The 11,198-nt window shown below is 50.0% G+C and carries 10 protein-coding genes; 4 read left to right on the top strand and 6 right to left on the bottom strand.

The window, feature by feature from the left end:
* A partial coding sequence (locus tag AC3WT9_RS26870) for a DUF6242 domain-containing protein (protein WP_492408205.1) occupies positions 1-2,150 on the bottom strand: 2,150 nt, incomplete at its 3' end.
* Between the two features lie 331 nt (positions 2,151-2,481).
* Between AC3WT9_RS26870 and AC3WT9_RS26865 the strand changes: the two genes are divergently transcribed.
* From AC3WT9_RS26865 to AC3WT9_RS26855, 3 genes are read left to right on the top strand one after another with little or no spacing between them, the layout of a single operon-like run.
* Positions 2,482-2,988, top strand: a complete 507-nt coding sequence (locus tag AC3WT9_RS26865; protein ID WP_445935285.1) for an RNA polymerase sigma factor — start codon at positions 2,482-2,484, stop codon at positions 2,986-2,988.
* On the top strand, positions 2,972-3,310 hold the full coding sequence (locus AC3WT9_RS26860; RefSeq protein WP_341377510.1) for a hypothetical protein: 339 nt from the start codon (positions 2,972-2,974) through the stop codon (positions 3,308-3,310). The genes AC3WT9_RS26865 and AC3WT9_RS26860 overlap by 17 nt, the downstream gene beginning before the upstream one ends.
* Positions 3,300-5,621 carry a carboxypeptidase-like regulatory domain-containing protein gene (locus tag AC3WT9_RS26855; RefSeq protein WP_341377509.1) on the top strand — a complete coding sequence of 774 codons (2,322 nt, stop codon included), beginning with the start codon at positions 3,300-3,302 and terminating at the stop codon, positions 5,619-5,621. Before AC3WT9_RS26860 ends, AC3WT9_RS26855 begins: the two co-directional genes overlap by 11 nt.
* A 75-nt stretch (positions 5,622-5,696) precedes the next feature.
* Here AC3WT9_RS26855 and AC3WT9_RS26850 read toward each other — a convergent pair whose 3' ends face one another.
* The 5 genes from AC3WT9_RS26850 to AC3WT9_RS26830 all read right to left on the bottom strand — a co-directional run bounded on the left by AC3WT9_RS26850 (position 5,697) and on the right by AC3WT9_RS26830 (position 10,466).
* Positions 5,697-6,248: an RDD family protein gene (locus tag AC3WT9_RS26850; RefSeq protein ID WP_341377508.1), complete on the bottom strand. Its 552-nt coding sequence runs from the start codon at positions 6,246-6,248 to the stop codon at positions 5,697-5,699.
* 71 nt (positions 6,249-6,319) lie between these two features.
* Positions 6,320-8,161 carry a ribosomal protection-like ABC-F family protein gene (gene abc-f / locus AC3WT9_RS26845; RefSeq protein WP_341377507.1) on the bottom strand — a complete coding sequence of 614 codons (1,842 nt, stop codon included), beginning with the start codon at positions 8,159-8,161 and terminating at the stop codon, positions 6,320-6,322.
* A 467-nt stretch (positions 8,162-8,628) separates the two neighbouring features.
* Positions 8,629-9,120, bottom strand: coding sequence for a GNAT family N-acetyltransferase (locus AC3WT9_RS26840; protein ID WP_341090282.1), 492 nt, complete (start codon positions 9,118-9,120; stop codon positions 8,629-8,631).
* Positions 9,121-9,125: 5 nt separating this feature from the next.
* Positions 9,126-9,368 (bottom strand): DUF4362 domain-containing protein, encoded by a 243-nt coding sequence (locus tag AC3WT9_RS26835; RefSeq protein WP_341090279.1) that lies wholly within the window; start codon positions 9,366-9,368, stop codon positions 9,126-9,128.
* 186 nt (positions 9,369-9,554) lie between these two features.
* Positions 9,555-10,466, bottom strand: coding sequence for a L,D-transpeptidase family protein (locus AC3WT9_RS26830; protein WP_341090278.1), 912 nt, complete (start codon positions 10,464-10,466; stop codon positions 9,555-9,557).
* 204 nt (positions 10,467-10,670) lie between these two features.
* On the opposite strand from AC3WT9_RS26830, the gene AC3WT9_RS26825 reads away from it, so the two are divergent.
* On the top strand, positions 10,671-11,132 hold the full coding sequence (locus AC3WT9_RS26825; RefSeq protein ID WP_341090275.1) for a hypothetical protein: 462 nt from the start codon (positions 10,671-10,673) through the stop codon (positions 11,130-11,132).
* Positions 11,133-11,198: the final 66 nt, after the last annotated feature.

The following is an 11,198-nucleotide window of genomic DNA, read 5'->3' as shown; positions in this document are numbered from 1 at the left end:
CTCGTCAGGGTGATTGGACCGCTATAAAGCGTGCTGCTGCTGGTTGGCGTTGTGCCATCCGTCGTATAGTAGATCACTGCGCTGCTAGTTGCGCTGCTCAGCGTTACCTCCGTGCCCGACGCCACTGCGCCTCCGGCTCCGGTTGGATTCGCTGTTGGCGCGTCCACTTGCGCTAGGGATCCGGTTGCCGCCATCACTAATTGCGAACTCCCGGAGATAACAATTCCACCATTCAGCTCCATCAGTGCATAAATCGCATTGATATCAATGTCCGACAAATCAACTCCAGCATCCTGCCAGGTAGAGCCCTGGTCTCCCGTGTAGTAAATCCCCGGAACATTGTTGCTGTCGTATGCTACTATATAAATATTGTTTCCCTTTTGTCCCATCATCGTAGAACCCCCGTAGAAACTATAAGTACCAGTTAAAGTTGGGGCGCTCCATGCCGAGAGATCATCACTCGTGCGGGAGAATACTTCATAGGTTATTGAATCATACCCGGTCAGGACATATTTACTTCCGTCATATACAATATTATTAAAAACATCCGTTTGATTCGGATAAGCACCGGAGTGATTTACCCAGGTGTCCCCATCCGCTGAGGTCCAGATACCGGCCTGGTCTACATTGCCGCTGCTATCATAACCATATCCTAAAGTTATAAATTGATTATTATCATAGGTTACGGTATATAGAGCATCAAGGGATTGCACAGGCAGCACAGGCTCATTCCAGACCACCCCGTCAACCGACGTTTTTATTTTGGGCACCGAGCCTAAGCCTGTCCCAACTGCAACAAATTTCCCGCTGCCAAAAGTGATATCTGTCAAAGATGTGGAATCGTTTATACTGCTCCGCACAGTCCACGCTGAACCATCGGTTGAGGTGGCCAGCGCTGTTGTCGTTTGACTCACGTCACCGATCGCCACGTATTTGTTATTGCCGTACGCTGCGGCCGTAAAGGTTCCTGTTCTTGAGGATAAAGCGGCTTTACTCCATGAAGTCAAGTCACCCGAAGTCCATATAGCCCCATCGCCCCCTTGTTTTCCAGCAGCGACATATTGGGATCCGTCATGGATAACTTCATAGAAAGCCCCTCCCCATTTATAGCTCCAATCCGAGCCGTTAGGGGATACCATCATTCCTTCATTTCCCAGACGGAAATATTTTCCGTTCACGAACATCGAGCTCTGAGTCACAAAATAATTCTTAAACGGCTGCATCGTCCATGTGGTTCCGTTCGTCGAGGTATACACAGCACCATAATTAGGAGATTCATAGCCGAACAAGTAGTATTTCGTACCATCATAAAATCCATTAAACATCTGATTATTATATTGAGAAGAATTCTGCTTAAAGGGGGCACCCAGTAAAGTGAAAGTTGAGAGGTCTGTAGAGGTCCAAATATATGCCAAAGGATCTGAAATATAATAGCGGTCCTTCATCCAGGTGATCATATTTGTACCAATAGATGGTCCTGAAGGGCCTGACGGCTGTGCCACAGTCCAGGTTGTGCCATTCGTGGTGGAATATATTTTCCCGTTCCCGGCGCCAATAGCCAGTCTGGATCCATTATTTCCTACCGTTATTCTCGTTACATAATCGCTAGAAGCAAGGCCAGTAGGGACGACTGAAGTCCAAGTAATTCCGTCTGCCGACGTTAAATATTTCCCCTCTGTTGTGGCGTAGAATGCACTGTTCCCATTAAATTGAAGAAATTCAACATTCCCTATCCCCTTGCTCACATTGGAGGTGCGCTGCGTCCATGTTGTGCCGTCGGGTGAAGTCAGAATGACTCCCGCGCTCCCGGCTACGACAAATAATCCGTTTCCATAAGCTACCCCGTTAAAAGTGAAAGAGCTCGGATCTGCCACTCCAGTGTAGGTGATGTCTGCTTTTGTTTTTACGTTCACCCAGGTCTCTGCATCCGCTGATTTAATAATCGCCCCGTAGTAACCAACTGCGATATACGTATTATTGCCATAGGCAAGATCCGTCATTGCACTGGATGGTAAATTGTCGTAGCTTTTCAGCGTAAAAGAATCCGGTGCAGGATTAGCAGCATTTACAGCCTGCGGGTGAAACAAGAACAGCGTTAGAACTCCAAGCAACATCGTTCCTACAGAAAAATAACTTAAACCTCTTTTCATCGTTAGCTGCCTCCATTATGTGATCTCGTCTATGAAACTGACAATTTTGTGAACAAACTTAATATCCCATAATTCGACATCTTACGCCTAACTCCTCTAAAAATTAATCAATTAAAAAAATAAATTAAAAAGCAGCTATTTGGACAACTCCGCATAGTTGCTTTTGAGTTAATTCGATCTGCTATTCAACTCTGATTTAGCATCTCAGGAAAAAATCTCCTGCTTACGCAACCATAATCCTCCAGCACGCATCTTAATAGTAAAGGGAGGGGAGCTTCATCTGGATATTATAGAAAGAATTATTGCTAGGGATGAGTCGGCTCTCCGCCTGTTGATGGAGCTTTATGGTGATATGCTGCTCAGAACCGCCTGCCTGCTGCTTAAAGACCAGCAATCTGCCGAAGAAGCCGTGCAGGATACCTTTATTCAGGCTTACGCCAAAATGGCCCAGCTTCATGATCCGCAGCGGTTAAAGGCCTGGCTGGTTTCCATTGTTGTCAACCGCTGCCGGATGAAGCAGCGGACGTGGAGCTGGCGGAGCATTTTCCCTGCGGCAGAGAGCGGACAATGGATGGAAGAGTCCGGTGCCTCCGCTGGAGCGGAAGATCACTTTATGGTGGAATGGCATCATGTGCGGTTGGTTGAAGCCGTCCGAAGCCTGGATTACATCTATCGTGAAAGTCTGACCTTGTACTATTTCCATGAAATGAGCATCCGCGAAATATCCGCGGAGCTGAACACAGCGGAGAATACGGTTAAATCCCGTCTGGCCAGAGGCCGGATGCTGCTTAAGCAGACTTTGGAGAAGGAGGGCATTTCCTATGAATACGGATCGTGAACAAATCAAAAAGCGGCTTGATGAGGAGCTCCGTCCCGTCACTTTCACAGGTCATGAACAGGTACTGCGGCAAACCCACCCTCCTACGGGCCGGGCCCGTCTGCTGGCACTTTGGAACAAGGAGCTGGATATTCCGCTCAAAGCTGTTGGCGCATGCACGGCAATCCTCGTAACAGGAGCACTGCTGTTATATTCACCGCATACCGGTACTGAAACCCAGCAAGCTGTTCAGCAGCCGGGACAACGTGAATTAATCAAAGCCGGAGGCAATATGTACTGGAAAGACATCTATGAGCGGGCGGTGAAACGGTATGAAAATTAGATTAAAGGTCAAACATCTGGTGCTGTTTGTGCTGCTGCCCCTCTCTCTGTTGGCTATTGTAGCTGTTGTACAGCCTTTCTCACAATCCCGAACAGGAAGCCCCTCCTTATCGGCTTCCACAGCCAAGGATGATCGAATAAAACTTCTCAATACTCTAAGTGGCAGCACCGGCAGCAAACGGATAGAGCTGATCCGCACAAAGGTCATTGAACCCGGCAATCTAGATACCTCGTACAGCTTCAATGTGTATATCGGAGCTTCGATGACTCAATCATCACAAAGCGAAAACGAAGAACCTCATTCCCCTCTGCTTCCCGGAGACAGGATCAAATTCCTGCAGGAGTATATTATGCAAGGCCCTGCTGACTATTCTATGCTGAATGCGGTCAAGCAGCTGCTCTATGAGTACGACGTGATTGGCACAATGGATGATGAGGCTGACCAGGCACTGGCAGCTGCGGTGGAGCGGATTAGCAGCAACTCCTCCTTGGCAAAGGAACTGACGCTGATCCGGGCAGAACGGGCACTGAACAGCGGTAATTTTACAGCGGCGGAAGACCTGCTGAAGCAAGCGGATTTCCCTGTCCAGTACAACGATCTGGAAATAGATGCCCATACGGCCTGGCTTGGCGGACGTCTGCTTTTTGCCCAAGGGAAAAGCCGTGAGGCATTAACTCTGGTTACAGCCGCGCTGGAACGTTACCGGATGGGGTGGGGAGAACTGGAAAATGAATATGGCGGGGGCGAAACGCAGGTGATCCATTCGAGAGAAAGCGGCGATGACAGCAGTACTGGAGCATTTGAGCAGGGAAGTACTAACAGCGAAATTAGGCTTATTGCCCTTCAGACGGCGTTGCAAGCTGTTGTAGATATGGGTATCCATACACCGGCGACCCTACAAGGTACACTCACCAAAAGCAATGGAACCCCGGTGCCGCGCGCCGGCATCTTTCTCCGTGCGGAAAGCGAGATCTATCATAGTGTGATGCAAGATTCCGAACCCTATCAAATCGTTACCGACGAGAACGGGCATTTTGAATTCAGCGGGGTCATTCCCGGCTTCTATCAGCTTCAGATCGGCGTCAGCTTTGCCCAGATTGACGGCTGGACCTGGCCTGTACAGTCTGAGGACTGGATTGAAATCAAGCCAGGGGATGATTTCACCAAAAATATCGTTCTGCAGCCACTGCTTGAACTGAAATCTCCCGTAAATTCACAAGTGGTTACAGATTCCTCTGTTAAATTTGAATGGGAACCAGTAAAAACCGCGGCATATTACAACCTGAGCGGTACCGTCATAGAGGGAGGCTCATTCACTACCATAGTCCGGCAGAACATTAAGGATAATAAGGTAACCATCCCGGCAGAAGAGTTATACGATGCCGGCGGCTTCTCCATCAGCGGTGGCGCAGATGACTGGAAAACTATTGATCCGTCCTCCCTGCTTGGGTTCGCAGATCCTGAAGGCCGGTTCTCGTGGACCATCGATGCTTTTGATGAGCAAGGCAAGCTGCTTACCCGCAGCAACGGCTACCGGCTGAACGATGATACCGTGGGCAATCTGCCTTTCTTTTATTACAAGTCGCGTACACTTACTGCCGCAGACAAGCTTGTTAAGGACAAGAAGCTCGAACAGGCACTGCAAGCCTACCGCCGGGACTACGCTGCAAATCCGCAGGATGCCCATGCCCTGAAAATGCTAACCCATCTCCTAACAGCCAAAGCCTCCTATGCAAAAGATAAACAAGCGGAGGATGCAACAATTCCCTTGTTAATCCAGCTCGTTCAGCTGCGTCCGGATGCCAATTTTACCTTTTCACTTGTAGATCACTACTTTGACCACGCCGACTGGATGAACTATAACAAATATTATTCCATATATAATGAGCTTGTTCAGGAAAAGCCAAGCTCTTATGTGATGGCCATCCATGCTGCCGCACTGATGTTTCAGGGGCAATTGGCAGAGGCCCGCAAGCAGTTTGCCGTTGCGCTGGAGGAAGACCTCAGCCACCGCTTTATCGGCAGCTATCTGGCGGCGGAACTAGCCGCCGGCCAGCCGCTTTCTTCCGTGCTGGAGCTGGCGAAGCGTTATCCTGAGCACGGTTATCGAACAAGCGGTTACCGCTGGCCCCTGATGATCTTGAAGCTTCAGTCTGAGCGGGAAAAGCAGCCGGAGGTTTTTGACAAATTGCTGCAAGAGAAGCTTGCTTCTTATGTCGCAGGTGAATCGGAGGCATTGCAACAATGGACCAAGGAGGGGGAGCCTTCAGCACTGAAAATCTTCATGAAGGCTGTACTTGAAGTTAGTTAAGGGGGCACTTTTTCCGGAGACAAGTAAAGGGATAGAATCGGGTAGTTGATCAACCCGTTTCCATCCCCTTTTGTCTTACTTCAGTTCATCCAGTGCGTCTTTATTTACTACATATGTTCCGGCCATCATATCGTGGAATGCCCGGTTGTAGCGGGTAACCACAATAATCAGGCAATCTACAATAATAATAAGGCCCAGAATCTCATTAAGACCATTGTTCAGATTCGCCCAATCGGAAAAATAGCCGGACAACGAAGAAATCATCTTTTCATCAGAAGTTATAACTACCGCAAGCAGCGAGTTGATCAGATAAAGACTGTAGCGGATCACCGACTGCTTCACCGTAGGATAAGCGCCGCTTCCGTTTACAATTCTTGTTTTGAGCAGCGGCCTCCCCGGTGTCCCGCCATACTTCACAACCATAAAAATATTGAACGCTGCCAGCGCCCCCCACTCAATCAACAGCGGGATTAAAGAATTGTAATTCTCCGCCGCTGAAAGCGACCATCTATTCAGATAATAGGCGGGAATGGCCAGAATAATAAAATCCAGCAGGCTGATCAACACCCTTTTCCAGAATCCCACAAAGTCACTCATTTCAAGCCTGGTTTCCAACGTTTGTCCCATAGAATATTGCACGCTCCCCCTGGAGTGCTTTTTACTGCTTCTCCATTCTAAGAAGTAATTCTCCATAATATTCAGTTTTCCTCCAGCAGCGTCCCGATGGTTTTCCGAAGATTCACAATCTCTGCCATCAGTTCCCGGTTCTCTTCCTCTGTCTCCAGGGCATCGCTCCGCATAAGCCGGGCCAGGCTCATCTCCAGCAACTGCAATTCTCCTTCACGAGTCTGCTCCTCAGGGGTCAGCACCCGGCCGCGTTCCTTTGCAGTATATTCCTCATAAGTGCCCGGGAAGAACTGCGGTCTCCGCCCATGCTCCAGCAGCAGCAGCCTGTTGGCGACCTTAGTGTGCAGATAACGGTCATGGGAGACGATAACCAGCCCGCCCGGATAGGCCGCAAGCGCCTCTTCCACCCGTTCCCTTGTGTCGATATCCAGGTAATTAGTCGGTTCATCCAGCACCAGCAGATTGCCTCTGCCGAAGTAGAGGCGGAGGAACGCTACCCGGCATTTCTCGCCCATACTAAGGTCGCCAATGTGCTTAAAGACATCTTCCCGGGGGAATAAAAAGCAGCCCAGAATCGTCCGTGCCTCCGTCTGCGTCATCCCCGGCAATTCCAGCAGACTGTCCAGTAAGGTCGATTCAGGATTGAGATGATCCAATTCTTGAGCAAAATAACCGATTTGAGTACGCGGATGTTGAGTCACTTCACCGCCGGAGGGCTGTGCAACTCCTGCGATCAGCTTCAGCAGCGTGGACTTCCCGGCACCGTTCGGTCCCAGAACGGCAAGCCGGTCGCCCCGCCGCAAGGAGAGATTGAAATCCTCCAGCAGCGCCGGGTTGTCTCCATAGGCACAACGGATATTGTGTAAGCTCAGCAGCGCATCTCCCTGGAAAGCTTCACTCTCCAGCTTCATGTTCAGCTTGGGTGCTGCTTTCGGCAGCTCCACGCGGTTTTTCTCCAGCCTTGCCAGGCTGGCCTCCTTGGCATGGAGGCGGGAAACATTTTTCTTCGATTTCGAGCGCAGGAAATCGTTCTGTCCGGCGGCGCGGTGCGCCTGCTGGAACCATTCCGCGTAACGGCGGATGCTCTCCAGCAATTGCTCTTTCTCCTGCTCCTGCTTTTTGTATTGCCCTTCAAGCGTGCGGGCCTCCAGCGCTTTCTGCTCGCGGTATTCCCTATAGGCGCCGGGATAACGGCGGCAGCCCTGTGGAGTCAGCTCCAGCACAGCAGTAGCTGTCCGGTCAATGAAAGTACGGTCATGGGAAACGTACAATACCGTACCGGGATAGCTCCGTACCCATTCCTCCAGCCACTCCATCGTCTCATTGTCCAAATGATTCGTCGGCTCATCCAGCACCAGCAGCTTCGGCTGCCGGGCGAGCAGCGCAGCGAGCTGAACCCGTGTCTTCTGGCCGCCGCTGAGCAGGCGGTACGGCTGGCCCCATAACACAGGATCAAGCTTCAGCTGTCTGAGGCATTTCTCCACCTTGGCTTCCCAGCCATAGCCGTCCAACTGCAGATAGCTCTCATAGACTTCTCCATATTCGGCCACCGCCTCTGCATCAGCACCTTCCGTATCCTGAAGCTGCTTGCCCAGTATCTCTAGTCTGCCTTTAAGCGCAGCTAGCTCTTTCCAGCCGGAGAAAACATACTCCAGCACGGATATTTCAATTGAGATCTCCAGCTGCTGGTCCAGCACACCCCATGCCTCCGCGGGCAACCCGTAAGAGACACTGCCCTCCTCAAAGGCCAGACGGCCGAGCAGTCCTTGCAGCAGCGTCGTCTTGCCGATCCCGTTGCGCCCGAATAACAGCACGCGCTCCCCTTCGGTGATTTCAAACGACACACCTTCAAATAGGGCAATGCCATTCCACTCTTTGCGTATATTTTTGGCTTTTATTAAGGTCTTGGTCATATTCATTCCTCCGCTTCATCAAATACCGAAACTAAAAAAACCGCAGCCAGCGGCCTGCGGTAGAGTCGTGTATGAAGGGGGAGCGATGCCAGGAAACAGAGGTGCGGACGTAGCCTCCCCTGTTTAATTGCAGGGCAAGCCGTCAACACCAGCTTCAATCCTCTATTAGCATCGTATAGGCCCCGAACGACACACGTATCCCTGACCGTACACCCCATAAGGGCGTCCCGTGGCTTGTGCATAAGCACATCACAAGTTAACTGGTCTGTTGCTGGGAAACGTGTTAGTTATTCATCAGTCGGGTGAACCTCCGTAATTGTCCGAATTTATTATTGGTTACAGTATATAAAGCCTGCCCGCGATAAGCAAGGTCAAGAATAATTATAGTTAAGAGCTACCTGTGATCAGCATTAACTCCGGGTGGGATCTCCTCATAGGAAATCATAGCAGTCTCAGTCTCGTTAGGGTCATAGCTCTTTTTGCATTGCGATCCCTACTAGCTTCTCGCCATCCGGTTTGACCAGCACCTTATATCCGCAGGGGCTGAATCCCTGCTTGCAATAGAACAGCAGTGCTCTTGTATTCGTATTGTGGCAGTATAGCTTCATCGTCCGGACTCCATGCTCCTGCTTGGCGGTATCCATCATGGTTTGGAGCAGGTGAGCCGCAACCCCCGTCCCCCGGTAGCTTGGACTTACAATCACATTGCCCAGCCAAATGGTATGGCTCTCCTCATCCTTATCATAAAGATTGGCATAGGCAAGCGGCTCCGGCGCATCACCGGATACGATGACTGTCGGGCTGTATCTGTTCTCAAGCACCTTCAGGATTTGCTCCGCCGTCAGCGGATAGTGGAATTTCGGGCTTACTAAATAAACTTCTTCGGCGTCCCGGACAAACGTACAGATGGTGTCCAGATCCTCCTGTGCTAAAGTCCGGCTGGTCAAATTCAGTGTCATACGGCTCACTCCTCACTCAGTTGTTTTCCTTGTATCCTCAGACTGAAAGAATCCGCCAGATCACTATTTTTGCCGGAGCATCCAGTCAGCTTATATTCAATCTTCTTACCGGTGACCTCTTTACTGATTCCTTTGCAGACACTGGTTCTGACTTTACCTTTTGCGTACTCATCGTGGGTATTGTCATATTTAAATTTTACCGTTTCTCCATCATAGGCAAGATCAATATAGATCGGGTCAGCTTTCATCGAAAACCTCCTTTGCACTTACCTACCTATAAATTCAATATTTATCCTGTAAATCCTGCCCTATCCCCGGTGAAGTGAAAAGCGTTTAAAAATTCCGCCAGTCGTCCAGCAGGCGTTTATGTTAAAAAAACCGTAGCCGGATGCCTTCCCGTCTGCGGTCTTACAATAATTACGATGAACGTTAATTTAGTCCGCGAAAGTCACTGTCTGCTCCTTCGGCTTCCAGGTGAACTGCAATCCGAATAGCCCGGTGACGTTGTCCAGCGGAATGAGCAGCCTGCTGCTCTCCAGCCGTGAAGCTGTCATTGCAACCACTTTCCCATTAACTACCGCTTGAGCAGTCTGCGGCTTGTGAATCACAGTGTGATCCCCGATGGTAATAATAAGTGCACCGGTCCCTGGCTGAAGTTTCAATGTGCCGCCCCAGAGGGCGACGGATTCTCTTAGAGGAATAAAGACTTTGGAGTCCTCCACTACAAAAGGATCCTTTAGCTTTACACTTTCACCATGAATGATGTACGTCCCGGCGAACACTTTATGGCCGAGTGTATAACCTGCTTTGGAAGCAATGGTTTCCATATCCGATGAGGAGGACGTAATAATAACGGTTGTATTCTTGGCCACCCGCGGATACAGCCAGTGGATATCGTCATTATGCATCCGGATGCAGCCGGCGCTGACATATTTGCCGATGGAGGATTCATTATTGTTGCCATGAATGGCGTAGGTTGTGCCCATCGTGCCGTTCACTTTTAGTCCGAGCCAGCGGTCACCGAGCGGATTGGCCGGATCTCCGCCGGGAATCTTCTCCTTGTAGTAAGGTCTGTTCTTGACCTTGACCACAATCGGGAAGCTACCTTCAGGGGTCAGGCTTTTCGTTTTGCCCGTTGCCACCGGAAAAATCTTCTCTAGCTTGCCGCCGCTAAAATAACCGAGTTTGTTTGTCTTCTTGTTGACAATGATCAGCTCTGACGACGCTGCCTTTGCTGCCGCCGCTCCGGGAAAGCAAGCCGTAAACAGCAGCACAAACATTAGCACCAGCTTGATACTGTGCGCCCAATAAGCCTTGCACCAGCCGGCCTTATCATGCGGATTCATGTTGCCCCACCTCCAGGTTATGGGTGATTATAGAAAGTCATCTAGATAGACGAAATCAAAGTTCATTAGTTGCACCGCTGCCTGTACCTATTCGTTCTGGCTAGTCCCACGCTCCTAAAACTGAATGGCCATGAATATTCCGCAGATTTCTCAGAGATAATAAACCCGCAAGTCCAAACTCAACGCCCAAGGAGGCAAATCACTTTGAATTCAAACCTTTCCAGCCAGATCAGCCATTGCGAGCAAATCATTCAACAGCTTGTGAGCCAGACCCAGCAAGCCAGCCAGAATTATCAGCAGCTTCTCCAGCAGGAGCAGCAAAATGCGGTAAGACTGGAAGAACTGGCCCAACGTGAGCACAAGGCTAGTCAAATTATTCAAAATGCGCTGCAGGGCCATAACACTGCTATTCAGCAGATGCAGCAGGTGTCACAGACGCTTAGACAGCTTGAGCAGTCCTCTCAAAATGTCGGAAATAATACAGGCGCTCAAAGCTTCAATCCGTCCTTCAACCCATCCTTTAACCCTTCCTATGGTCAACAGCAGCCTATGCATGCGGTGCATACCCCGGTAAACCCGTCGTTTAATCCGGTTCAATCGCATTCCGGTTCTCCAATCGGCCAAAACTATGGCTCATTGATGAATCAAGGACGGAACTTTCAATAGGACTTGCTTACCTTTCGAAAAGGCTGTCTCCGCAGATTATTCTGCTTGAGACAGCCTTTTGTGCTC

It is taken from the genome of Paenibacillus sp. EB106-06-01-XG199 (assembly GCF_058791575.1).
The sequence above is the reverse complement of the archived record's forward strand: the minus strand, read 5'-3'. Positions and strand labels throughout refer to the sequence as shown.

Excerpts from the sequence above, each read along its gene's own strand:
- AC3WT9_RS26840 (WP_341090282.1), bottom strand. The coding sequence starts at position 9,120 with ATGACACTGAATTTGACCAGCCGGACTTTAGCACAGGAGGATCTGGAC.
- AC3WT9_RS26860 (WP_341377510.1), top strand. The coding sequence starts at position 2,972 with ATGAATACGGATCGTGAACAAATCAAAAAGCGGCTTGATGAGGAGCTC.
- AC3WT9_RS26850 (WP_341377508.1), bottom strand. The coding sequence starts at position 6,248 with ATGGGACAAACGTTGGAAACCAGGCTTGAAATGAGTGACTTTGTGGGA.
- AC3WT9_RS26855 (WP_341377509.1), top strand. The coding sequence starts at position 3,300 with ATGAAAATTAGATTAAAGGTCAAACATCTGGTGCTGTTTGTGCTGCTG.
- AC3WT9_RS26830 (WP_341090278.1), bottom strand. The coding sequence starts at position 10,466 with ATGAATCCGCATGATAAGGCCGGCTGGTGCAAGGCTTATTGGGCGCAC.
- AC3WT9_RS26835 (WP_341090279.1), bottom strand. The coding sequence starts at position 9,368 with ATGAAAGCTGACCCGATCTATATTGATCTTGCCTATGATGGAGAAACG.
- abc-f (WP_341377507.1), bottom strand. The coding sequence starts at position 8,161 with ATGACCAAGACCTTAATAAAAGCCAAAAATATACGCAAAGAGTGGAAT.